The organism is Campylobacter sp. BCW_6467 (assembly GCF_001762855.1).
Taxonomy (GTDB): domain Bacteria; phylum Campylobacterota; class Campylobacteria; order Campylobacterales; family Campylobacteraceae; genus Campylobacter_D; species Campylobacter_D jejuni.
The window spans coordinates 1-25,110 of sequence record NZ_MJXP01000040.1 but is presented as its reverse complement, the minus strand read 5'-3'; the positions used below and the strand labels follow the sequence as shown (position 1 = coordinate 25,110).

Here is a 25,110-nt window from a genome sequence, read left to right as displayed (position 1 = left end):
ATCTTACAAACTGCAGATAAGGCTATGGATGAGCAACTTAAGATCTTAGATACTATTAAGACTAAAGCAACTCAAGCAGCTCAAGATGGTCAAAGTTTAAAAACAAGAACCATGCTTCAAGCAGATATAAACCGCTTAATGGAAGAACTTGATAATATCGCAAATACTACAGCTTTTAATGGTAAACAACTTTTAAGTGGAAATTTTACCAATCAAGAATTTCAAATCGGTTCAAGCTCAAATCAAACTATAAAAGCTAGCATTGGACCAACCCAGTCTTCAAAAATCGGTGTTACAAGATTTGAAACAGGTTCACAAAGTGTGAGTTCAGGTGTAGTAGGACTTACTATCAAAAACTATAATGGTTTGGAAGATTTTAAATTTGATAATGTTGTGATTTCAACTTCTGTTGGAACAGGTCTTGGAGCTTTAGCTGAAGAGATTAATAAAAGCTCTGATAAAACAGGAGTTAGAGCAACTTATGATGTAAAAACTGTTGGAGCTTATGCTATAAAAGAAGGAACTACTTCTCAAGACTTTGCTATCAATGGGGTTATAATTGGTAAGGTTGATTATAAAGATGGAGATAATAACGGTTCTTTGATTTCAGCCATCAATGCGGTTAAAGATACCACAGGAGTTCAAGCTTCTAAAGATGAGAATGGTAAACTTGTTCTTACTTCAGCTGATGGTAGAGGCATTAAAATCACAGGTAGTATAGGTGCTGGTGCGGGTATTTTAAAAACTGAAAATTATGGAAGATTATCTTTAGTTAAAAATGATGGTAGAGATATCAACATAAGTGGAACTAATCTTAGTGCTATAGGTATGGGTGCTACAGATATGATTTCTCAAGCTTCAGTATCTTTAAGAGAGTCAAAAGGTCAAATTTCAGCAGCTAATGCTGATGCTATGGGATTTAATTCTTACAATGGTGGTGGAGATAAGCAAATTATCCAAGCTTCTAGTATTTCAGCGTTTATGTCTCAAGCAGGTTCAGGCTTCTCAGGAGGTTCAGGCTTCTCAGTAGGTAGTGGAAAAGGATATTCTACAATTTTAACTGGAGCAGTACAAATTGTTTCAAGCGCGGCTTCTATAAGCAGTACCTATGTAGTTTCGGCAGGTTCAGGCTTCTCAGCAGGTTCAGGTAATTCTCAATTTGCTGCTTTAAGAACTACAGCTGTAGGTGCTACTGATGAAACTGCGGGTGTAACCACTCTTAAAGGTGCTATGGCTGTGATGGATATAGCTGAAACTGCTATAACTAACCTTGATCAAATCAGAGCTGATATAGGTTCGGTGCAAAATCAACTCCAAGTTACTATAAACAACATCACTGTAACTCAGGTTAACGTTAAAGCAGCAGAATCAACCATAAGAGATGTGGACTTTGCAAGCGAGAGTGCAAATTTTTCTAAGTATAACATACTTGCGCAGTCAGGATCATACGCTATGAGTCAGGCAAATGCTGTACAACAAAATGTTTTAAAACTTTTACAATAATCTTTCTAAAGAGCAAAATTTTGCTCTTTAGATTAGATTTCTTTTTTCAAGTTCATCTTGTAAAGGAATAATAGCTTTTTTTAAGATAATATTTTGAGTATTTATAAGATCATAGATATTTTCTATCAAAGATTCGTGAGCATAAAGCCAAGCAAAAAGCTTATTTTGTTTTTCGCTTTCATTTGTAAAATTTTGAGTGTATAGAGGAGTTAGTAAACTTTCTTCGTGATATAAAGTAGGTCCTAAAATTTCATGTAAAAAATTATAGCGTTTTAAATCTAAACGAGTTTTAAATTTATCTAAATTTTGATTGATTTGCTCTAGAGTAAGTTTGGTTTTTCCTCTTTTTAATGATGCTAATTGATTTTTAGCTTTTTTACATTCTTTTAAAAAAGTTTGAGTTAAGCTCATTTGTTTTTTGATATTTTTATAAGCTTTTAGCATTAGTTTATCTCTTTGATTTTTTGAAAGTTTAGGAATTTTAGCAAAAGGCTTTTTTAAATCTTTTTTAGGTAGAGTTTTGCATATTTCTTCAAATGGTTTTTCTATGGCTCCTTCTATCCTAGCTCCTCCTTCGGTGCAATTATAAGTTTTTATTATTTCTTTATTTTTCTTTATGCTATTTTCAAAAATTTCTCTAAATATAGTCCAAATTTCAGAGCTTTGAACCGTTCCTTCTCCTCCATAAGCTGTGGTAATATATTTATCAAAATCCCTTTGGTAATGTCCATCGTGGAGTTTTTCATGGATAAAACCTTTTGAATGAGAATCTCCATCTTTTGCATAAGCTAGATCTTGTCCTATTAAAATAATGTTTTTATAGTTTAAATTGATAGCTAGTTCATAGTTCATGTGGGCTACACTTAGTCCACCGCCTATATATCCAAATTCTTTAAGGTCTATTGAGTTAGCAAAAGGTAAAAATCTTGTTACTAAGATATAAGTTCTTTTATTTTTGTCAAGATAAGAAAGGGTTTTTTTATGCACCAAAGAAGCTACTATAAAAATAATATCTTTATCAAAATTACCAAAATCATTATTAAAACACTCAGCTACTATTTCATCACGCTCCATCATGCAAACATAATCAGGTTTTATATTATGTTTTGCTAGTATAGCATAAGCACTATCAGCACAAAAAATAGTTGCTTTGTTTGCATATTGCTTAAGTAAAGGAAGCTGTTTTTCAAGACTAGGTCCTGTAGAAACTATGATGGCTACATTTTCATTTTTAGTATTTTTTCTTTTTTGAAGTAAGGTTTTATAACTTGGATGGTTGATCATTTTTGGGATATTTTTTACAAATTGTTCTATGCCTTGCATTGCGTCTTTTGGGTCAGTTCCATGTCTTAAGCTTATGTTTTTAATAGCTTTTAAATTTAAAGTATTGATCTTTAATATATCTTCTTTGTAGTTTTTATAAAAATTAGAATGTAAGTGCAAATTGTAAATTTTAAAAAAACGATTAATTTCCTTTAAAGAAAATATACTATCTGCTTTAGTATAGTTCATGTAAGATGTGTAGATTAAAATCAATCTTCCTTTTCTTAAATCTTCACTAAAATCTAGTAAATTTAAAACTATAAAAATAATTTCAATTTCTTTTTCAAAAACAACAATTCTTTTGTGATTTTCATTTTGAAGCAAGGCTTTGTATAAAATTCCATTTCCTAAGCCGTAAAAAAACAAAGCTGGATATCTTTTATAATCTTTGAAAAATTCAATTTTTTCTTCTAATTCTTTTAAAGGGTTTTTATAAATTGTTTTTAAATTTCTTTTTTGAATGATATTGATATCTAAATTATCTTTACCAAAAGTATAAGAAAATTCTCTAAGTTCTTTTATTTTGACTAATTTTTCTTTAAGTTCATCATATTCTTTACCACCCATAGCTTTTATGTTTTTATCAAAAATTTCATTTTGCATTTTTTATTTTCCTTTTGTATTTTTCTAAATTTCTTTGCATTAATTCATTTTCTAAAGGAGTGATATTTTCTATCAAAGCTTTTTCTTGAGCTTTGATATGTTCATAAACCATATCAAAAAATTCTATATGTTCTTTCACCCATAGTAAAGATTTGTTATAAGAATCTTCTGGGGTTTTTGGATTTAAGACATAAATCCTTGCCAAATTAAGTTCAAATTGAGTTAAAAGAGGACCTAAAATTTCATAAAGATCTAGCATATTTTTTCCATCTTCAAGTTTAGTTTTGATTTTATCAATTTCTTGTATGAGATAATCAAGTATTTCTTTACCTTCATTTAAATTTGAGATTAAATTAAGATTTGAAAAACTTTCTAGGATGTGTTTATAAGATTTTAAAAGTTCATCTGAAAAATCTTTACAATGTTTTATGCTTTTATAAATTTTATAATAGCTTTTTAATAATAATTCATCTTGTTTATCTTTGTTTAAAGCTTCTACTTTGGGAAAAGGTTTTTTAAGATCTTCTTTAAGCAAAGTTTCGTAAATTTCTTTAAAAGGTTTTTCTATAGCCCCTTCTATCCTAGCTCCCCCTTCAGTACAGTTGTAAGTAGTGCAGAGTTTTAATTGTTTTGTTTGAAATATATGTTTTTCTAAGGTATGACGAAATAGATTCCACCCTTCTTTAGTATAAACCATTTTTTTGCCACCATAGGCTAGAGTTTTTAAATGATAAGTGATTTTATTTTTATCTACAGCATCATAATTTCCATAAATATGTTCACTTGGATGAGAGCTTCCATCTTCTGCATAAGCAAGATCTTGTCCTATGAAGATAATATTTTTATGTTTTAAAAACACGGCTAATCCATAAGCTATATGAGCTACGCTATGCCCTTCAACTAAATCACCAAAACAATTTGTTTTTAAGTATTGTGTAAAATGTGTTTTGCGATAAGATAACATAAAATTTCTATTGTTATTTTCCAAATTTTTTATAGTTTGAGGATGGGTTAAGTGAGTTGTGATAAATAAAATATCTTTATCAAAATCACCAAAATTATTATCAAAAAATTTAGAGGTTGATAAAATTCTTTCTAAAGATAAAACATAATCAGGTTTTATACCATGTTTTGCTAAAATAGGATATGAGGCATCAGCTGCTATGATGGTTGCTTTATTAGCATATTGTTTAAGAGTGTTTAATTGCTTAGAAAGACTAGGTCCTGTTGAAACGATAATGGCGGTACTACTAAGATTTGCTCTTTGTTTGAGTAAATTTTGATAAGGAGCGTGGGTTAATAAAACTGGAAGATTATAAATAAGTTGTTCTATGCCTTGTAAGGCATCTTTTGAGTCATTGCCATTTTTTAATATGGCATTTTTAAAATTTTTCATAAGATTGTTATTTAAATTTAATATTTCTTCTTGATCTTTTTCATAATAGTCGCTACTAAGTTCTAAAAAATAAGTTCTAGAAAATTCAAAAAAAGGACTAGTTGAACACAAATCATAATAATCTTGAAATTCCAAGGAATTAACATCAAGAATTAAAAGCTTATTTTCTTTTAATTCTTGTGAAAAATCTAAAAGATGAAAGATAATTTTAATGATTTCTAATTCTTTTTCAAAAACAACTATATGTTTATGATATTTATTTTTTAAAAGTGCTTTAAATAAAATTCCATTTCCAAAACCATAAAAATAAAGCACAGGATATAAAAGATATTTTTCATTATAGGTTTTTAACATAATATCAAGTTCTTTTATCGTATCTTTATAAAGAAAAGTATGATTTTTAGTATCTTTTAGGTTGATATCTAAGTTATCTTTGCCTAAGATAAGCTCATAATGAGTGATTGATAATTCTTTTAATTTTTCTTTTAAGGTGGGATTATTTAGTGAATCTAGATTTTTATTAAAAAGTATGGTTTGATTTTTATTGAATTTCATAAGCCTCCTTTTTTTATTTTACTAAAATATCGTCATTTTTGTATTTTTTTAAAGCTTCTTTTATGATTTGGTTTTGAGTATTTAAATACTCAAAGCTTTGTAGCCACCATTTTTCTTGACTGGTTAAAAAGTCTTTAATTTTTTCATTTTGTTCTAAATCATTTAAAACTTCGTAATACATAATTTCACATTCATTATGGTAATATATAGCTTGAGTGAGCTCATTAAAAAGTTTTAATCTTTTAAAATTCTTAAAAAAAATTAAAAGGTTTTGCTTAATTTTTATTAGAGTTTGTAAATTAAGTTGAGATTTACTAAGTTCAAAGTCAAGTTTTTTTAGTTCATTTTGACATTTTTTTATAAATTTTTCACTTTGTTCGACATTTTTAATTAGAAGTTTTTGAGTTTGTAAAAATTTATTTTTAATTTCATTTTTTTCTAAAATTTTAGGCAGATCAAAAGGTTTTTTAAGATCTTCTTTAAGTAAGGTCTCGCATACTTCTTTAAAGGGTTTTTCTATGGTTCCTTCTATCCTAGCACCCCCTTCGGTACAATTATAGGTGTTGATTTTTAATTTTTCTTTTGCCCAGAAAATATCTTTTTCAAAGGCTTGTCGGAACAAGTTCCAAGTGAGTTGAGTTCTTACTTGTTTTTCTCCTCCATAAGCAAGCGTATAAACTTCACCGCGTATTTTCTCTCCTTCATTTCCATAGATATGCTCTCTTGGATGAGAGCTTCCATCTTCTGCGTAAGCTAAGTCTTGTCCTATGAAAATGATATTTTCATGCCTTAGACTTGCGGCTAGTTCATAAGCCATATTAGCAACACTTGCTCCAACTCCAATATAACCAAATTCTTTAAGATTTAAAGATACAGCAAAGTGCAAAGGACGGTGCGCTAGCATATATTCTCTATTATTTCTTTCAAGAAATTCAATAACTTCTTTATGAACCACTGAAGCTAGGATAAATAAAATTCCTTTATCAAATTCTTTAAAATCATTATCAAAACATTTAGAAACTATATCATCTCTTTCTAACATGCAAACATAATCAGGTTTTATATCATGTTTTGCTAAAATAGGATAAGCGCTATCAGCACAAAATATAGTGGCTTTATTTGCATACTTTTTTAGTAAAGGCAATTGTTTGATAAGAGAAGGTCCTGTTGAAACAATGATGGCGTTTTTAACTTTTTGTTTTCTTTCTTTTAAAAAATTTTGAAAAATTCCATGGTTTAAAAGTTTGTGAAGATTATTAAGCATGTGTTTGATACCGATGATCGAGTCATAAGGATCATTTCCTTTAGCTAAAACGATAAAGCGAATATTTTCAATAAGCTTTTTGTTAAGTTCTTGTATTTGATGAGTATAGAATTTAAGATAAAAATCGCTATGTATAAAAAGATTAAAAATTTTCACACTTTTTTGTATGTATTCATACATGAAAAGTGTTGTAAGTTGTGCAGTGGTAATGCTTGTGGTATGAAAGAGTATTAAATGTTCATTTTTTAACTCTTTGCTGAAATCAAACAAATGAAAAGCAAGAGCTAAAATTTCTAGCTCATCTTCAAAAACGATGATGTGTTTATGGTTTTTATTCTCACATAAAGCTTTATAAAACATACCATTTCCAAAACCATAGAAAAATAATACAGGATATTTTTCATACTCGCTTTTAAAAAGAGTTAAATTTTCTAAAAGCTCTTGATTAGGATTTTTATAAAGTGCGGTATCATCTTTTATAAAATTGATTCCATTTTCATTTTGCTGTATTTTAAAATCGTTTTTTTTTAAAGCACGTAATTTATACGCTAAAATTTGATCAACTTCAAATAAGGCTTGAGTGTTTTTTAAAAAAAGATTTTTATTCATCTAAAATCACTTTCTTTTAAAGCATCGCCAAATTTTATATCTTTAGTAGCTTTTTTTCCTAGAATTTCTTGATAAAATTTAGGATGTAGTCCAAAAGAAGGACGCACGGATTTTACATTTTCTTCGCTGAACATTTCACCTTTTTTGATATCCTTACTTGCATATAAACTTCTTGCAAAAACACGGTTTTTAAGAGCTTTTTCATCTAAGTCTAACTTACCATCGCCTAAAGCACTTTCGGCCTGTCTAACCGCATCTACCATAGCTTTAAATTCATCAAAATCAAGACTAAATTTACTGTCTTCACTTTCTATATTTTTATCCAACATAAAATGTTTTTCTATCACTCTAGCTCCAAGTGCTACTGCTATAACAGGGGCTAAAAATCCAAAGCTGTGATCGCTTAGTCCCGCTTCAACATTAAATTTTTCTTTTAAACTTACTATGCCTTTTAAATTCATATCTTCTATGGTGGCAGGATAAGCTGAAGTGCATTTTAAAAAGATCAAATCAGGATTTTTTTCTTCTTTGAAAATTTCACAGATTTTAAAAAGTTCTTCTTCTGTAGCAATGCCCGTTGAAACGATAGTAGGTTTTTTTTCTTTGGCGATTAAACGCACGAAATTTTCATCATTAGCTTCAAAAGAAGCAATTTTATAGGCTATGGGATCAAAGCGTTTTAGAAATTTTAAATCTTCTTTGGCAAAAGGACTTGAAAAACAAAGTATGCCTTCATTTTGTGCGGTTTCAAAGATTTGAGAATGCCATTCATAAGGAGTTTTTGCACTTTCGTAAAGCTCATAAAGTTTTCTTTTATCCCAAAGCCCTCCTTTGATGATGAAATCTTCTTTTTCGCTATTTAGTGTAAGGCTATCTGGAGTGTAAGTTTGGATTTTTATCGCATCAGCTCCTGCTTTTTTAGCAGCTTTTATGCTTTTAAGTGCCATTTCAAGACTTCCTGCGTGATTTGCACTCAGTTCTGCGATGATAAAAACTTTTTTATCGGTGTTGAAATTTCCTATTTGCATGTTTTAATTCCTAAAATATTATAAAAATTAAACTAAATATCGGTAAAATTATACAATTTTTTATTTAAGGGTTGGATTTGTGTGAAATAGAAAAACTTCTTTCTTTTAAATTTAATCATGAAAATCTCCTTTATACAGGATCTGGAACGAGTGCTTTGTATTTGATTTTTTCTTATTTAAAAAAACAAGGAAAAAATAAAATTGCTATTCCTTCTCTCGTGTGTCCTCAGGTCTCTTGTGCAGCATTTAAGGCGGGTTGCGAGCTTGTTTTTATCGATGTTTCTTTATGCAATTATACTTTAGATTATGAAAGTTGTGTTGCTTTATATACAAAATATTCCTATGATGCTTTAGTTTTGGTTCATCTTTATGGACATTTTTGTGATGAGAGAATTTGGAAGTTTTGCTTAGAAAATGATATTTTTATTATAGAAGATTGTGCACAAACTTATAAGATAGATTTTAGGGCTCATGCAAGTATTTTAAGTTTTGGTCATACTAAATTTTTGGAAAATAATTCATGGGGGGGGGTAATTTTTGTTTACTCTAAAGAAATTTTACAGGATTTATATATAATGAATGAGCACTTGGAATTTAAGGATTTTAAAATATTTTTTGAAGAATATAGGCAAAAATATTATGCTTTGGATTCTAAAGATTTACATTATTTTTCTAAGCTAAAATCTTTGATTTTGGATTATACTTTGGTTTTTAAAGCACAAAATTATGGAAATTTAAAAACTAAACTTAATAATCTAGAAATGATTTGTAAAAATCGTAGAGAAAAAATGCAAATTTATCAAGAAAATTTAGTTCATCGAGATATTATTCATCCTAAATTAAGTCATAACTGTATTTCTTGGCGTTATACTCTTAGATATTTAGGAGATAGGGAAAAACTGCTTGAAAGATTGCGTTTATTGAGAATTGATTGTTCTTCTTGGTATATTCCTTCTCATCGGATTTTTCAAAGTAAGATTTTAAAAAATGCTGAAATTTTATCTCATCAATTGATCAATTTATGGCTTGATGAAAAAATAAGCAAGAAAGAAATTTTTAAAAATGTCGATATAATTATGCAAAATTTGTAAAAAAGGTAAAATATGATTCAACAAAAATGGCACAAATTGCATGCAGATAAAAGACATCAACCGCGTTACCCTAGTAACGATTTAGTAAGTTTTGTTTTTAGAAATTTTAAATCAGGAGATAAAATTTTAGATTTAGGGTGTGGTGCAGGAAGGCATGTTAAATTTTTAGCAGAAAATGGCTTTAAAGCTTTTGGGGTAGATTACTCAGAAAATGGAGTTAAAGCCGCTCAAGAGCTTTTAAAAACATACAATCTTCAAGCAGATTTAAAAGTTTCAAGTGTAGATAATATTCCTTATGAAGATGAAAGTTTTGATGGTTTGCTTTGTTATGGGGTACTTTATTACAATTCTAAAGAGGTGATAGAAAAAGCAACTAAAGAAATTTATAGAGTCCTTAAAAAAGGTTCTATGGCCTATGTTGCTGTAAGAAATATGGATGATTATCGTTATAAAAATAATGAGAAAAAGTCAAAATATGAAGTTATTATTCAAGAAAGTGATAAAAATAGATCTGCAAGCTGTGAAGATGGCATGCAAATGTATTTTTTTGATAAAGATGAAGTGCAAAGGATTTTTAAAGATTTTAAAAATATAGAGATTAATCGTTTAAAAACAAGTTATGCAAATGATAGTTTTGCAGATGAAAGCTTTTTGATAATCTTGAAAAAATAAGGTTTATTTTGATGAATTTAGATGAGAGATTAAAAAAAAGACAAAGAAATGAAGTAAAAAGTATGTATATAATAGAGTATTTTTATAGAATTATTCTTGCACGTAGATATTTGCCATTTTTGGCCAAGATAAATATACATCCTATTGCTATTACTGCATTAAATACTATTATTTTCCCTATTACTTTATATTTTTTATATTTTGAGTATTTTTTAGTGAGTGCAATTTTAATTCAAATATACGCTTTAATTGATCATACGGATGGTATGCTTGCACGATATACAAATAAGCAAACTTATATAGGTTCAAGACTTGATCGTTTTAATGATAATGTATTTTTTAATGCAATTTTTATTTTTATAGCATTAGGTGCTAATTTACCTTTATATCTAGCTTTTATGACTATAATTTGTATGAATATTCATAATGCATTTGGAATGTTTTATTTTTCAAAAAAGCTTAGGTCTTTAAAGAAAATTAGAAGATTTGGAATTAAAAAATGGTTTCTTGATAGAAATTTTATTTTAGGTATAGATTGTTCTTTAATGTTGACCTTGGTTAGCTTATTTTTAATTATTGATGAAGTATTTTTGTTATTTTATATTGTATCGTTTTTATATTTGTTGGATGTTATATATCGTTTTATAGAATTAAAAAGGAATCAAAATTTAGATTTTAAGGAGAAATGCAATGGGAGAAATTAAAGCAGAATCTACTTCAGCAGGAAGAGTTGTAAATAATTCAAAAAAAGATATTGATGCAATTTTTGTAAAGTATTATGGACAAAAATGGTTAGATTATAGAAAAAAATGGTCAGATGCGTCTAAACAGATTTTGAATGATTTTCCTTTATTTGTTCGTTTTGAAAATCAATTTAAATGTAATGCCAGATGTATTATGTGTGTTCATGGTCATGCAGACTTAAGGAATGATTATTATTATAATGGATATTTGCCAATCGAAACTTTTAAAAGACTTGTTGATGAATGTGATGTATATAAATGTCCTTCTGTCGGTATGTCTCAGACTAATGAACCACTTTTAGATCCTGATATTATAGAAAGAATTTGCTATGTTAGTAAAAAAGACAGCATAATGGATATTCATTTTAATACCAACGCTTCACTTCTAGATGAAGAAATGAGTAAAAAACTGCTTAATACTAAGATTACAAGAATGAATTTTAGTATTGATGCTTTTACGGAGGAAACTTATAAAAAAATTAGGTTAGGATTAAACTTTAAAAATGTTGTTAGAAATATAGAGAATTTTTTAAATCTTAAGGCTAAAATGGGTCAAGAGTTGCCTATTGTAAGGGTAAGTTTTCTTTTACAAGAGAAAAATAAACATGAACTTGAAGACTTTAAAAATTATTGGGTAGATAAAGTTGATTATGTTTCCGTTCAGCGTTATGTTCCAATTTCTCCATTTGATGATGAAAGAAGTATCGCTATTTCAGATGCCCCTATAGCAGGTAAACAGTGCTGTTCTTATCCTTTTGAATCTCTATTTATTCATGGAGATGGGCTTGTAGTTCCTTGTGCAAGTCATCGTGCTAAACATATTGCTGTAGGTAATATTAATACAGATAATATTTATAATATATGGCATTCTCAAGCTATGGAAGATTTGAGAGAGGCACATAGAAATGGTGATTTAAGTAAAACAAAATTATGTGATACATGTTTATTTAAAGGATAATCAAAATGAACAAAAAGTTAGTTTATGTACCTATGGCTGCAGATATTATTCATCCAGGTCATTTAAATATAATTAAAGAGGCTCAAAAGCTTGGTTATGTTATGATAGGTTTATTTTCAGATCAAGCTATTGCAAGTTATAAAAGAGTGCCTTTTATGAATTTTGAACAGCGCAAACAACTTATAGAATCTATAAAAGGTGTTGATGAAGTTGTTATTCAAAATGAAAAAGATTATGACAATAATTTATTAAAATACAAACCTGATTTTATGGTTCATGGTAGTGATTGGAATGAAGGTCCATTAAATTCTTCAAGAAAAAAAGCTATTGATTTAATGAAAACTTGGGGAGGAAAGGTTATAGAACCGCAATATACTCCAAATATTTCTTCTACAAAACTTAATAAAGATTTAAAGCAATTTGGAATTTTGCCTCAAAATAGATTAGGTTCTTTAAGAAAATGTATGAATGCTAAAAGTCTTATAAGGGGTATAGAATCACATAGTGGAATTAGTGCATTAGCTATTGAAAATACATTTTACAAAGATGAAAATGAGATTAATCAAGAGTTTGATTTTTTATGGCTTAGTTCGTTAACTGATTCGAGCTCTAAAGGAAAACCTGATATAGAATTTGTAGATTTAACTTCAAGAATAGCTACAGTCAATGATATTTTAGAGGTATCAACAAAACCAATAATTTATGATGGCGATACAGGATCACAAATTCCACATTTTACATTTATGGTAAAACGATTAGAAAGACTTGGCGTGAGTGCAGTGGTTATTGAGGATAAAATTGGCTTAAAGAAAAACTCTCTTTGCGAAGGTAATGATATAAAACATACTCAAGATTCTATTGAAAATTTTTGTTTAAAAATTCAAGCTGGAAAAAAAGCACAACTTAGTGAAGAATTTATGATTATTGCAAGAATTGAAAGTCTTATTTTAAATCAAGGTATGAATGATGCAATTTCAAGAGCTAGAGCTTATATTGATGCTGGAGCTGATGGTATTATGATTCATTCTCGAAAAAAAGATGGATGCGAAATTATAGAATTTTGCAAAAAATATAATACTTTTAAAGATAGAAAACCATTAATGGTTGTTCCTACAAATTATCCATCACTTGGCGAAAAGAAGTTACAAGAAGCTGGAGTTAATATTGTAGTATATGCCAATCAATTATTAAGATCCGCATATACAGCAATGCAAAATACTGCTTTGTCTATTCTTAAAAATAAAAGTTCGGCTGAAGCGGATAAAGATTATATTTCTGCTTTGGATTTAATTAATTTAATTAAAGGCAATGAATGATTGATTCTGAAAAATTTGCTTCATTTTTACAGGATCGTTTTTCTTTTATAGCTGGTGTTCCAGATAGTCTTTTAAAATACATAAATCAAGCGTTGGAAAAAAAATTCAGAGAAAATTTTCATATTTGCGCTAATGAAGGACAAGCTGTAGCGTTTGGAATTGCATATAATTTAGCTACATCGAAAATACCTTTGATATATATGCAAAATTCAGGTATAGGTCATGCTTTAAATCCACTTTTATCTCTTGCAGATAAGACGGTGTATCAAATTCCTTTAATTTTATTTATAGGATTAAGAGGAGGAGTAGACGATGAGCCTCAGCATTTAAAACACGGGGAGATAAGTAAAAAAATTTTAAAGATTTGCGGTATAAAAACTTTGTATTTATCTCAGAATATTGCTGTCGCAAAAAAACAAATAAATAAGGCAATTGAACAAAGTTTTAACGATAAAAAAATTATTGCTTTTTTGATCAAAAAAAATACTTTTAGCAAATATTCTAACAATGATATAAAAAATAACAATTTTGCCATTCTTAGAGAGGAGGCTATTGCTTTAATTCAGGATATTTTTCAAGATTCAAAATTTGTTACTACGACAGGCATGATTTCGAGAGAATGTTATGAACTAAGAAAAAATAAAAACCAAACACATGAAAATGATTTTTTGGTAGTAGGTTCTATGGGACATGCTAATTCTTTAGCTTTTATTTTATCTAGATATAGTAAAAAACGTATTGTTTGTTTGGATGGAGATGGAGCATTAATTATGCATATGGGTGGAATTTTAAATTTTAAAGGTGCTAGTTTTTTGCATATTGTTTTTAATAATGAAATGCATGATAGTGTTGGAGGGCAAAGAACTCATATATCGAATACAAATTTAAAAAAAATGTTAAAAATTTGCGGGTATGATTATAGTTATTCTGTCGCCACAATTACACAACTTAAAAGAATACTCAAGAATATTAAAAAGCAAAAAGGTTTGATATTTTTAGAAATAAAAGTTAAACGTCAGACGCGTGATAACTTAGGTCGTCCTAAAAATTTATTACATTTAAAGGAGATTTTTTGTCGGGAGTTTTAGTTTATATTACGGGATTAAGTGGAAGTGGTAAAACAACTTTGGCAAAAGAATTACAAAAAGAATTAATACTGCAAAATATTTATCCCATATTGCTAGATGGCGATGAATTGAGGGCTTGTATAAATAATGCCAATTATGATATTAAGAATCGCATGGAAATGGCAATGTTTTATGTAAAAATTGCCAAAATGTTATATAATCAAGGTTTTATAGTGATTTTATCCACAATTTCTATGTTTGATTCGATAAGGGAATTTAATAGAAATAGTTTTCAAAATTATTTGGAAATTTTTTTAGATGTTTCTTTTGAAATAAGAAAAAAAAGAGATAGTAAAAAATTTTTTAAAAATAAGATAGAAAACATGGCAGGTATTGATCAAATTTTAGAACTACCCAAAAAAAGTCATATTGTTTTAAAAGATGATTTTGATATTAATAATGCAAAAATATTAATTATAAATAAAATATTAAATTTTGTTTAGTAAAAATACATTTATATCTTCATTTAATTTTATTTTAATATAATAATAACCCTTAGAATCCATCAGCGATGAAGAATAATCAAAATTTTCTACATTATTAAAATGAATTTTTTCTTTAATGATAAATTCAGGATATAGTGATTTTATTTTTTTATAAAATAAATAATCTTCTTTGGTAAAAATCATTTTAACCAGACAAAAATTTTTAGCTTTTGTATTTACTTTTTTCAATTCTTGTTTTAAAGAACTTTGAATTAAGAGTTGTAAATAATCAATGCCATAAGAATGATATGCTAATACATCACGCCAACCTCCCATTCTACTTGCAATTTCTATAATCTTAACTATATTGTTATGAAGTTTAATCTCTATATGTGAAGCTCCAAAATTAATTTTAAAAGCATTTAGAACTTTAATAATTTCATTTTGAATAATTTTTTTTTCATGATGAGTTATCCTAGCAGGAATCAAATGCTGTGTTTCTAAAAAATCATTTGCAAATTCGCCTTCTCGTAAATATTCTTCTGTGATAGCTATAATTTGATGTTTACCATGAGAGCTTATAGTTTCTACACTAAATTGTCTACCTTTTAAAACTTCTTCGGCTAAAACGATTTTATTATAAGAGAAATCTTTAGCTTTGTAAAAATATTTTTTTAAATTTTCTTTATCAAATACTTTTACAACTCCTCTTCCAGCACTTCTATCGCTTGGTTTTACAACAACAGGGAAATTAGCAATTTGTTCTAAATCTTTTTCATCTTTGAGTATAAAGTATTTAGCATGATTGATATTGTTTCTTTCAAATACTTTTTTCATTAAGCTTTTATCTGTAGTATTTTTAGCACATTCATAAGAATTAGTTCCAAGATTAAGCTTTTCTCCAATGTAGCATACTGTTAAATTTCCAAGTTCTGTAGCAGCAGTAGCAATACCTACTATATTAAATTTGATAGCTAATTCCAGAATTTTTTCTTTATCAGCAATAGAAATAGGATGAAAATAATCTGCTAAATCTTTGCAAAAACAATTTTCATTATAATCAAAAACATGAGTGATAAAATCTTTTTTTGCATGTAACACTAAATCTGCTTGTAAATCACCACCGCCAATAATAAAAAAATGTTTGTTTTTCATGAAAACTTTCTATATTTTTGTTATTTTATTTTTATTATAACAAAATATTTATAATATAATTATACAAAGTATAGATAATATTACTTGGTATATTTTAATATTTGAGGGAAAAATGAAATTCTGTAAAAAATGTGTAATGCCAGATACCAAGCCTGATTTACATTTTGATGAAGAAGGAATTTGTGATGCTTGTCGTTCTCAAGAAGCTAAAAATCAAAAAATCAATTGGCAAGAAAGGGAAAAAGAATTTTTTGAGCTTGTAAAAAAATACAAAAAACATCCTGTTTATGATTGCGTTATCGGAGTAAGCGGTGGAAAAGATTCTACTTTTCAAGTGGTTAAAATGCTTGAACTTGGACTTAATCCTTTGTGTGTGTGTTTTGAGCCTAGTGTGCCTACGAAAATAGGGCGCAAAAATTTAGACAATTTAAATCATTTGGGCGTGGATTTGATCCATATCAAGCGTGATCCAAAAGTTTATCAAAAACTTGCCCGTGAAGCTTTTATAAGAACAGGGGATAATGAGTGGCAAAACCATTTGGGAATTTTTACTTCTGTTCCACGCATAGCGGTAAATTTTGGAGTGCCTTTGATTATTTGGGGAGAAAGTCCGCAGATAGAGTATGGTGGTCCTGCGAGTAGTAAAAATAAAAATATTTTAGGCAGAGAGTGGCTTGAAGAATTTGGCGGGCTTTTAGGAAATCGTGCTTCTGATATGCTTGGGGTAAATGGCATCACTGAAAAAGATTTGTTTTTATATACTTATCCAAGCGATGAAGAACTTCAAAAAGTAGGGGTTACTGGGCTATTTTTAGGGTATTATTTTAAATGGGATTATAAAAAAATTCTTGAAATTTCTAAAAAATATGGTTTTTCAACTCTAGATCATCCTGTTGAGACTACTTATGAAAATTTTGAAAATTTAGATTGTTATTCTAATCATGTGCATGATTATTTAAAATACTGCAAATATGGCTTTGGTAGAGCAACGGATAATGCTTGTTTGGATATTCGTTTAGGTTATATCAGTCGTGAAGAAGGGGTGCGTTTGGTGCAAAAATACGATGGCAAACCCCCTAAAAAGGCTATTAAAAAATACCTTGAATTTAGCGGTTTTAGTGAAGAAGAATTTCAAAAAATCGTAGATTCTTTTACCAATAAAAAAATCTTTAAACGCGATGAAAATGGTAAATTTATAAGAGATTATGATGGTTCTTTGGTAAGAAAAGACGAGTGTGTTTTAAAATGATAGCACTCATTGATTACAAGGCAGGAAATTTAAACTCCGTTGCTAAGGCTTTTGAAAAAATAGGAGTTACAAATTTCATAGCTAAAAATCCAAAAGATTTGCAAAAAGCCGATAAATTGCTTTTACCTGGAGTGGGGTCTTTTAAAGAAGCGATGAAAAATTTAAAAGAGCTTGGTTTTATAGAAGCTTTAAAAGAGCAAGTTTTAGTACAAGAAAAACCTATTTTAGGCATTTGTTTAGGAATGCAACTTTTTTTAGAAAGGGGTTATGAAGGTGGGGTTTGCGAAGGACTTGGTTTTATAGAAGGCGAAGTAGTCAAATTTGAAGAGGATTTAAATTTAAAAATCCCACACATGGGTTGGAATGAACTTGAAATTTTAAAACAAGAGCCTTTATATCAAGGTATAGAAGATAGGAGTGATTTTTATTTTGTGCATTCTTTTTATGTGAAATGTAAAGATGAGTTTGTAAGTGCTAAGGCACAATATGGACATAAATTTGTCGCATCTTTGCAAAAAGATCATATTTTTGCGACGCAGTTTCATCCCGAAAAAAGTCAAAATTTAGGCTTAAAACTTTTGGAAAATTTTATAAGGCTTTAAATGTTAAAAACTAGAATTATCCCTTGTGTGTTATTAAAAAATTCTCAACTTGTTAAAAGTATAGAATTTAAAGATTTTCGTACCATCGGGCATTTAACTTCAACGATGAGAATTTATAATGCACGTAATGTTGATGAGCTTATTATCTTAGATATAGATGCTTCAAAAAGTGGTGAGATAGACTTTGATAGTATAGAAGATCTTGCTAAAGAATGCTTTATGCCCTTAACTATAGGCGGTGGTATAAAAACCCTTGAAGATATACAAAAGATTTTAAATTTAGGTGCGGATAAAATTTCTATCAATTCTAAAGCCTTAGAAGATATGGATTTTATAAGTAAAGCGGCGAATCGTTTTGGTTCTCAATGTATAGTTTGTTCTATAGATGTTAAAAGAAAAGGAGATCAACTTTGTGTTTATGATAGGGGAAATTTGCTTGAAAAAAGTCCTTTAGAACTTGCTTTAGAATATGAAAAAAAAGGTGCTGGAGAGCTTCTTTTAACTTCTGTGGATTTTGAGGGAAAAGCAAAGGGTTATGATTTAGAACTTTTAAAGATCTTTCAAAATAAACTTAAAATTCCTCTTATTATCAATGGAGGACTTGGCAATCCAAGTGATGGAGTTAAGGCTTTAAATTTGGGTGCTGATGCTTTAGCAGGAGCTTATATTTTTCATTTTTCTAAGTATACCCCTAAAGATGTAAAAGAAGAATTAACTAAGCAAGGTTTTGCAGTGAGATTGCTTTAGGTAAGCATAGTAAAAATCTTTATCTTCATCATAAATAGTAAAATGATTTTGTTGATATAATTTTAAAGCTTTGTGATTATTTTTAAAAACATAGGCTTTAAGAGTATCTACTTTTAAAATTTCAAAAGCGTATCTTATAATTTCATTCATTAAAATTTGTCCTACGCCTTTTAAATCAGGTTTTGCATAAAGTCCAAATTCGCAAGATTTGGTTGTGATATTAATAAAATCAATCACGCCGATAATCTGTTCATCTTGAAAAACTAAAAAATATTTTTTATTAGAATCTTGATGCAAGTTTCTTATAAATCTTAAATGCTCTTCAAAATCAATTTGTTTTGTTTTCATAAATTGACTAATATAAATATTATTACGCCATTTAAAAATCAGCTCTATTTCTTGAGAATTAAGTTCTGTGAAATTTTTAAGTTTTATCAATACCTATACTCCACTTCATAGCCTTTTTTAGCAAGCCAAGTTGCTGTAGGTTCTTGATTTTTAACATAACAAATAGCTTTAAAATTTGCCTTTAAGAGTAAGGCTTCATTGACTAAAGAACTTGCACTGATGATGAGTTTATTGCTTTCATTCATCAATTTTGCAATATTTTCATGATCGATAAATAATCTAATATTACTATGTAATTTTGCAAATTTTTGTAATTTTTTAAGATTGGGATTAGAAGAGCTGGTTGCAATGCTTATGATTTTTGTTTTAGGTAATTCGCTAGCGATTTGCAAGGAAAGATTTTTGATATCTGTTCCGCCTATGCAAATGAAAAAATCATATTTTTTTTCTCTATTTTCTTTGGCCTCTTGATAAAATTCTTCTCTGATTAAGGCATAAGAAAAACCACATTTTACTTCGCATTTAAAAGGCACTAAACCTTCATAATCACTTGCTTTTGAGTAAGCATTGACATTGAGTAAAATGTCACAATGATGAGGCTTTATCTCATCATCAAAGCTTAGAATTTTTACCCCTGTTTCAAGCTTGATCAGCTTTTCATCATCTACGCTGATGCCATAGTGATCAATGATAAGAAGTTCAAATTTTTCTTCTTTGATGAGATTAATAAGCTCGTAGATACTTTCGCTACTAAGCTCATAAACAGGATAAGGAATTTCATCGATCAAAGAGCCTTCTAAAGGCAAACAAGCAAAACTTACATCATCGTATTGTTTAGCTAAGACTAGATCGCGTTTAATGTGTCCAAAGCCTATTTGACTGGAGCTATCGCTTCTAATAAGAACTTTCATGATTTACCTTATAAAGTATTTTTGCAAATTCTAAATCTTGCATGGTGTCTATATCGCAAACTAAATTTCTTGGTAATACGAATACACTAGAATGAGGTTTAAACATAAAATCTTCCTCAAGCCAAGCTTTACTTGTACCAAAATAAAAAGCTCCTGCATCATGAAAAGCTTTTGTTAAGTCTTGTGAACGGCTTTTATAGTGTTTTTCATCAAACATATAAACTTGATTGTTCTCATTTAGATAAAAAGCCCTTTGTATAGGATACTCAAACTCAGTAGCAGCAAATAAAAACTTGCTTTGATTTTGGATAAATTTTTCATAGGCTTGTTTTAAAATGTCTTTGTTTAACAAGGGAGCAGTAGCATAAAGGCAGCAGACATGATCATAAATTTTATTTTGGCTTTGTAAAATTTCTATGGCATTTTGCACTACAGCAGTGCTTGAAGTATAATCATCGCTTAATTTTTTATCACGTATAAAAGGAGCTTTTGCACCGTATTTTAAGGCTACTTCTATGATTTCTTCATCATCGCTTGAAAGTATTACTTCATCAAAAATGCCTGAATTTAAAGCATTTTCTATGCTATAAGCGATTAAAGGTTTACCTAGAAAATCAATGATATTTTTTCTAGGAATTCTTTTTGATCCACCACGAGCAGGGATGATACAAAGATTTTTCATAGTTAAGCCTCGTTTTTTGTGTTTTATTTTACTAAAATTTAAGTATAATTGTCTTTAAAATAAAATAAAAGGCTTAAAATTGCTCATAAACCAAACCTTTGAAATTGATTCTTGTGATGATGTAGAACTAGGTATTAAAAGAACCAGTAAGCTTGAATACCGCATAAGTTATGATAATGAAAAAGATATTAAAGCTATAGTTTTTATGATAGGTTCTTATGGTACCAACATGAATATGTCTATTATGGATTTTGATAGACACTATATCGCTCAAAAATTTGATGCTGTTGTTATAAATGTTGTATATTGGTGTTTTGGAGTTAGAATGGGTGTGGATATTGATTATAGTGCACAACTAGAAATTCAAGATAAAGATTTGATACATTTGAAAAAAACTTTAGAGAAGCATGGTTTGGAAACTTTTGGATTAAATGCAAATACCGCAAAAGTTTTTATACAAAAACTGGATTTAAAAATAAACGCTTTAAAATTATGCAATAAACAAAAAGATGACTATAGGGCTATCATTACTGGAACATTAATTCCTCCAAACAATGAATATCAAAATTATGGTATTATGGCAGCTATTGATCATATCAATGCTTTAAAAGATTTAGTTAAACGCTTTCCAAAATTTGCAGATTTACCAAAAATTTATGGTGGAGTATCATATGGCGGATATTTATCTCTACTTATAGCAAAAATAGCTCCTTGGCATGTGGATGCAATAATTGATAATTCCGGTGAAGCTTTGTTGTTATTGCAATATATAATAGGTAGAGATTTAAATCAATGTGAATTTATTATATATGAAAACAATATTCAATATAATTGTTTTTTAAAAACCCATTGGAATACTAATTCAGAATCTATTTATTGTTTCAAAACTGAAAATTATGTTATAAGAGCTTTACTTAATGCAGCGCATTTGCAAATTCAAGTTCAAAAAAATAAAGAGATTACTTATGTAAGCTACCATAGTAGCGCAGATTTAATGAGTTCTGTAGAGGATAAGATAAAATTAATTCAAGCATATAAAGCTTTAGGATATGAAGTAGAGTTCAACCTGATTGATAATAAAAATATCGATGGGAAGTTTATAAAGAATTTTAATCATGGTGGAGGTATTGCTATAAAGGCTTTGTTTAAAAAAGAATTGCCAAAATTAATTAGGCGGCTCTATGGTAAAAATTTTAAATTTAAACAAGATATCATCAATTATCCTTGTGGAGATAAAAACTTTATTTTTAAGGATAAGGATGATAAATTCGAATTGGAAATTACAAATTAGGAGAGAATATGGATAATTTTTTTGATATTTTACATGATAAGGAATTTATTTTTGCACCAAAGTGTTATATGACTTGCAATGGAGGATGTTGTCACAATATTTATGCGAAATATTTTAGATTTAATACCTCTAATGATGTGGTTTTACCAATGATTGAAGCGGAGTATTTATCTTTAATTAAAGCCGGAAATAATAATTTTGAAAATTATAGTAAAGTTGCCTATAATTTAAAAAATAATAAGAAATTAGTTGTGTATTATGTAAAATGTTCATTAGGCGGAATATGTAATCCACATAATTTAAGACCTTTGATTTGCAAATTATATCCTTATTACCCAAAAGTTGATTTTGATGGTAATTTTTTAGGAGTAAAACCCTGTGCATTGTTTGATATTTTTTATAAAAATAAAAAAAATAGTTTTTGCACTATTACACATAATACAGAGGAAGAGTTTTTGAATCTTTTTAATAAGAGTACAAAAATATTACAAAGGGAGCCTATTATGATATTTATTTTTAAAACTTTAGAATATATAGAAGAAGCTTTAAAAAAATATACTTATGATTATTATGGCAAAGAAGTGTATTTAGACGAGATGACAGAAGATGAGAAATACGAATTTTTTAGTATACAAGAATTAAATTCTATGACTTTAGAAGCATATAAAAATAATGATTTTATAAATAAGGTTCAAAATTTATACGATATTTTGGAAAAAAAATATAATAACAGATTTAGTAAATATTTCGTAGAATAATCAGAATTTAAAATTATTCCATAGCCTCTTGTAGCATATTTTTTATATTTTGAAAATTTTTAAAATTATCAGGTGTAATGTATTTTGATTTCAAGGGTTTATTAAAAATTTTTTCAATTTCAATTATAAGTTTCATTATATCTATACTATCAATAATGTCATCTTCTATTAAATTTTGCATATTCTCATTAACATCTGTTCGTTCAATATTATTGAAAATTGATTGAATAGTTTGTATCGAAATTATCATAACATAGTCTCTTCTTCTCTTTTTTAATATATTATAATATTTATAGATTAATAGCACGTTTATAAACCAAACTCTTGAAATCGATTTTTGTGATGAAATAGGCATCAAAAGAACCAACAAACTTGAATATTGTGTAAGTTATAATGATGAAAAATGATGTCAAAATTTATTTTCAAAATATGTGATTATGGAACTAATATAAATTTCATGTTGCTGTGATATATTTTACTGTTTATTTTATAAAAAAAGATTAGATGAGATACAATCTTAAAGTTAATTTTGCGTTTAAAGTTTAATTAAATAGGTTTGAGAGAAGGAGAACTCAAAAAATAAGATTTTTTTCTGTTTGGGCAATATACTATTATAGTAATCATTGTAAATATATTAATATTTTGAAAAATCTTGTTAAACATTTTTTAAAGTTTGTGAATTACTAAAATTTATGGGGGTTATGATTAATTGCTTCAGTAGTAATTATTTTTTAGCAAGTAACATAGTGAAATTTTAATTCATGTTTGTGCAATTTGCATTATATTATCAGTAGGATTAGTGAAAAGGCTGTAAATTTTCTATATTGTATAACGGGAAATTAAGATATTTATTTGCTTATGTGTTTCGGAATCTTCGGAATCATTGCAAGGATTTATAAATGCTATTTTTAATGAGTATTGTAAGAGATTTGTTTTTAAAATTTTAAAAACACTGTTGTATTTTTATTGAAAGTAAAAATAGATAAATTTTAAATTTGTGGTGGATAAATAATGCTATTTTGAATATTCTAAAAATTTTTAGATTCCATAAAATTGAAATGTTATTGATATTGTTTAATTATTTATTAAACTTGATATTCAAAATATTCAAACTGCCAAAATAATACCATCGCTAACTAAATTTTGTTCATTTTCATCAACATTCCTCTTGCCAATATTGATAAAAAATTGTTTGATTTCTTGCATTTTTACTCCTTTGGTTTTTTGAAATTATAAAATATTTATTTAAACAAGTTCTTCTAAGGCTTTCCTATTGATTTTACCATTTTGATTAAGCTTAAATTTTTCGATTTTAATAAAATTTTTTGGGATCATATAAGAAGGTAATTTGTCTTTTAAAAAAGCTTTAACATTAATCTCTTTTTCACTTTCATAAAAACAAATGATATCTTCTTTAAAAATACAAGCGCTGTTTTTTACACTTGCATGAGAATTTATCATGCTTTCTATTTCTCCAAGTTCTATCCTATGTCCCATGTATTTGATCTGATTATCTGCTCTTCCATAGCATAAAAGTTCGCCAAATTCATTATAAGAAACAATATCTCCTGTTTTATAGAGTAAATCTAAATAATTATCATGTAAAGGATTTTGTATAAAAGCTTGTTTGGTTTTTTCTTTGTCATTATAATACCCTAAAGACAAAGAAGTTCCACGCACGTAAAGCTCCCCTTTAATGTCTATTTGTTTAGGACTTATGAAATTCATATTTTCATCAAAAACTAAAAGTTCTGTGTTCTTACATGCTTTGCCTATGGGTAAAAGTTCTTCATCTTTAAAAGTGCGATTTATGATATAAAAAGAACATACATCAGCGATTTCTGTTGGGCCATAAAGGTTGGCAAACAAAGCATTGGGTAAGTGTTTACGCCAAATATTTAGCTGTTTATTAGGCATGATTTCACCAGCAAAGAGAATTTTTCTTAAAAGATTTAGTGAATATTTTTGCAATCCTTTTTCATTTGCAAAATAAATCAGCACCGAAGGCACCCAAAATATAGTGCTTACTTTTTCTTTTTCAAGACATTCTAAAATTTTATTTGGAAAGGCAAAAAGATGATTAGGTAAAAGATGTAAAGTTGCTCCTGATTTTACACTTGAAAAGATATCTAAAACACTATTGTCAAAATAAAATGGTGCTTGATTGGCTAAAATTTCATTCTCATCAAATTTAAAAGTCTCACATACCCAAAAAGTATAATCAATCACACTCTTATGTGCTATGCTTACTCCTTTAGGAATGCCTGTGCTCCCACTGGTAAAAAGCACATAAAGTAAATTAGTATCTATATGTTTTTCTTTTGCAGTTTTTATTAAACTCTCATCTATATTAAAACTTTCAAAGTCTTGTGTATAAAGTGTAGGCAAATCTAAGTTAAAATTTAAATCCTTTGAAGTGATAAAAAGTTTAGGTTTTAAAACCTCTATAACTTTTTCTACTCTTTCTTTAGGACTTTTCTCATCTAAAAGGGTATAAAAATTTCCACTTAATGCCACTCCAAAAAATGAAATCAAACAATCAATCCCTTTAGGCAAGATGATTAAAACAGGAGCTTGTATAGGATTATTATTTCCTAGGTTTCTTAAAATTTCACTGGTTAGTTTTTTAGAAAAAAGATCAAAGTTTTTATAAGTGATTTCCTTTCTTTCCTTGGCAAAGGGTTCTACAAAAGCTGTTTTTTTGCTAAATTTGATTAAACTTTTTTCTAAAAAATCGTAGATATGGGTTGTCAT

The 25,110-nt window shown here is 28.1% G+C and carries 23 protein-coding genes; 13 read left to right on the top strand and 10 right to left on the bottom strand.

Features of this window, described 5'->3' with window-relative positions:
• On the top strand, positions 1-1,503 hold a 1,503-nt coding region (locus tag AJ888_RS05465; RefSeq protein ID WP_070296178.1), incomplete at its 5' end, for a flagellin.
• 27 nt (positions 1,504-1,530) lie between these two features.
• Here the strand turns inward: AJ888_RS05465 and AJ888_RS05460 are convergent.
• The 4 genes from AJ888_RS05460 to pseI are packed head-to-tail and all read right to left on the bottom strand — an operon-like array spanning position 1,531 to position 8,281.
• Positions 1,531-3,429, bottom strand: a complete 1,899-nt coding sequence (locus AJ888_RS05460; protein WP_044794508.1) for a motility associated factor glycosyltransferase family protein — start codon at positions 3,427-3,429, stop codon at positions 1,531-1,533.
• Positions 3,419-5,380, bottom strand: coding sequence for a motility associated factor glycosyltransferase family protein (locus AJ888_RS05455; RefSeq protein ID WP_044794507.1), 1,962 nt, complete (start codon positions 5,378-5,380; stop codon positions 3,419-3,421). Before AJ888_RS05455 ends, AJ888_RS05460 begins: the two co-directional genes overlap by 11 nt.
• A gap of 13 nt (positions 5,381-5,393) precedes the next feature.
• Positions 5,394-7,253, bottom strand: coding sequence for a motility associated factor glycosyltransferase family protein (locus tag AJ888_RS05450; protein WP_070278780.1), 1,860 nt, complete (start codon positions 7,251-7,253; stop codon positions 5,394-5,396).
• A complete protein-coding gene (pseI, locus tag AJ888_RS05445; protein WP_070296177.1) occupies positions 7,250-8,281 on the bottom strand; it encodes a pseudaminic acid synthase in 1,032 nt (343 codons plus the stop codon). Before pseI ends, AJ888_RS05450 begins: the two co-directional genes overlap by 4 nt.
• Before the next feature lie 77 nt (positions 8,282-8,358).
• On the opposite strand from pseI, the gene AJ888_RS05440 reads away from it, so the two are divergent.
• Genes AJ888_RS05440 through AJ888_RS05410 form a run of 7 tightly spaced genes read left to right on the top strand, consistent with a single transcriptional unit; the run spans position 8,359 to position 14,631 of the window.
• On the top strand, positions 8,359-9,372 hold the full coding sequence (locus AJ888_RS05440) for a DegT/DnrJ/EryC1/StrS family aminotransferase (protein ID WP_070296176.1): 1,014 nt from the start codon (positions 8,359-8,361) through the stop codon (positions 9,370-9,372).
• Positions 9,373-9,384: 12 nt separating this feature from the next.
• Positions 9,385-10,044 (top strand): class I SAM-dependent methyltransferase, encoded by a 660-nt coding sequence (locus AJ888_RS05435; RefSeq protein ID WP_070296175.1) that lies wholly within the window; start codon positions 9,385-9,387, stop codon positions 10,042-10,044.
• Between the two features lie 11 nt (positions 10,045-10,055).
• Positions 10,056-10,748: a CDP-alcohol phosphatidyltransferase family protein gene (locus tag AJ888_RS05430; protein WP_002862010.1), complete on the top strand. Its 693-nt coding sequence runs from the start codon at positions 10,056-10,058 to the stop codon at positions 10,746-10,748.
• Positions 10,735-11,745, top strand: coding sequence for a radical SAM/SPASM domain-containing protein (locus AJ888_RS05425; RefSeq protein WP_070296174.1), 1,011 nt, complete (start codon positions 10,735-10,737; stop codon positions 11,743-11,745). The genes AJ888_RS05430 and AJ888_RS05425 overlap by 14 nt, the downstream gene beginning before the upstream one ends.
• Before the next feature lie 5 nt (positions 11,746-11,750).
• Positions 11,751-13,061, top strand: coding sequence for a phosphoenolpyruvate mutase (aepX, locus tag AJ888_RS05420; RefSeq protein WP_070296173.1), 1,311 nt, complete (start codon positions 11,751-11,753; stop codon positions 13,059-13,061).
• Positions 13,058-14,149, top strand: a complete 1,092-nt coding sequence (gene aepY, locus AJ888_RS05415; RefSeq protein ID WP_044780665.1) for a phosphonopyruvate decarboxylase — start codon at positions 13,058-13,060, stop codon at positions 14,147-14,149. The genes aepX and aepY overlap by 4 nt, the downstream gene beginning before the upstream one ends.
• Positions 14,134-14,631, top strand: coding sequence for an adenylyl-sulfate kinase (locus AJ888_RS05410; RefSeq protein WP_002862005.1), 498 nt, complete (start codon positions 14,134-14,136; stop codon positions 14,629-14,631). Before aepY ends, AJ888_RS05410 begins: the two co-directional genes overlap by 16 nt.
• On the opposite strand, the gene AJ888_RS05405 is transcribed toward AJ888_RS05410, so the two are convergent.
• The gene (locus AJ888_RS05405; RefSeq protein ID WP_002862004.1) at positions 14,617-15,768 is read right to left on the bottom strand and encodes an acetyl-CoA carboxylase biotin carboxylase subunit family protein; all 1,152 of its coding nucleotides are present in this window, start codon (positions 15,766-15,768) and stop codon (positions 14,617-14,619) included. The two genes, AJ888_RS05410 and AJ888_RS05405, sit on opposite strands and share 15 nt — an antisense overlap.
• 112 nt (positions 15,769-15,880) lie before the next feature.
• On the opposite strand from AJ888_RS05405, the gene pseA reads away from it, so the two are divergent.
• From pseA to AJ888_RS05390, 3 genes are read left to right on the top strand one after another with little or no spacing between them, the layout of a single operon-like run.
• A complete protein-coding gene (gene pseA, locus AJ888_RS05400) occupies positions 15,881-17,017 on the top strand; it encodes a pseudaminic acid biosynthesis protein PseA (protein ID WP_070285354.1) in 1,137 nt (378 codons plus the stop codon).
• Positions 17,014-17,619, top strand: coding sequence for an imidazole glycerol phosphate synthase subunit HisH (gene hisH / locus AJ888_RS05395; RefSeq protein ID WP_002862001.1), 606 nt, complete (start codon positions 17,014-17,016; stop codon positions 17,617-17,619). Before pseA ends, hisH begins: the two co-directional genes overlap by 4 nt.
• The gene (locus tag AJ888_RS05390; protein ID WP_002862000.1) at positions 17,620-18,366 is read left to right on the top strand and encodes a HisA/HisF-related TIM barrel protein; all 747 of its coding nucleotides are present in this window, start codon (positions 17,620-17,622) and stop codon (positions 18,364-18,366) included. It begins immediately after the preceding gene.
• On the opposite strand, the gene pseH is transcribed toward AJ888_RS05390, so the two are convergent.
• Genes pseH through pseF form a run of 3 tightly spaced genes read right to left on the bottom strand, consistent with a single transcriptional unit; the run spans position 18,331 to position 20,307 of the window.
• The gene (pseH, locus tag AJ888_RS05385) at positions 18,331-18,804 is read right to left on the bottom strand and encodes a UDP-4-amino-4,6-dideoxy-N-acetyl-beta-L-altrosamine N-acetyltransferase (protein WP_002861999.1); all 474 of its coding nucleotides are present in this window, start codon (positions 18,802-18,804) and stop codon (positions 18,331-18,333) included. The genes AJ888_RS05390 and pseH overlap by 36 nt on opposite strands.
• The gene (gene pseG, locus AJ888_RS05380) at positions 18,801-19,625 is read right to left on the bottom strand and encodes a UDP-2,4-diacetamido-2,4,6-trideoxy-beta-L-altropyranose hydrolase (protein WP_002861998.1); all 825 of its coding nucleotides are present in this window, start codon (positions 19,623-19,625) and stop codon (positions 18,801-18,803) included. Before pseG ends, pseH begins: the two co-directional genes overlap by 4 nt.
• On the bottom strand, positions 19,609-20,307 hold the full coding sequence (gene pseF, locus AJ888_RS05375) for a pseudaminic acid cytidylyltransferase (RefSeq protein WP_002861997.1): 699 nt from the start codon (positions 20,305-20,307) through the stop codon (positions 19,609-19,611). The genes pseG and pseF overlap by 17 nt, the downstream gene beginning before the upstream one ends.
• A gap of 79 nt (positions 20,308-20,386) precedes the next feature.
• Here pseF and AJ888_RS05370 point away from each other — a divergent pair, with 79 nt between their 5' ends.
• On the top strand, positions 20,387-21,598 hold the full coding sequence (locus tag AJ888_RS05370) for a DUF2920 family protein (RefSeq protein WP_002861996.1): 1,212 nt from the start codon (positions 20,387-20,389) through the stop codon (positions 21,596-21,598).
• A gap of 8 nt (positions 21,599-21,606) precedes the next feature.
• The gene (locus AJ888_RS05365) at positions 21,607-22,356 is read left to right on the top strand and encodes a hypothetical protein (RefSeq protein WP_002861995.1); all 750 of its coding nucleotides are present in this window, start codon (positions 21,607-21,609) and stop codon (positions 22,354-22,356) included.
• 13 nt (positions 22,357-22,369) lie between these two features.
• Here AJ888_RS05365 and AJ888_RS05360 read toward each other — a convergent pair whose 3' ends face one another.
• Positions 22,370-22,606 carry a hypothetical protein gene (locus AJ888_RS05360; RefSeq protein WP_002861994.1) on the bottom strand — a complete coding sequence of 79 codons (237 nt, stop codon included), beginning with the start codon at positions 22,604-22,606 and terminating at the stop codon, positions 22,370-22,372.
• Positions 22,607-23,601: 995 nt separating this feature from the next.
• Positions 23,602-25,110: AMP-binding protein (locus AJ888_RS05355; RefSeq protein ID WP_070296172.1), on the bottom strand; the 1,509-nt coding region annotated here is incomplete at its 5' end.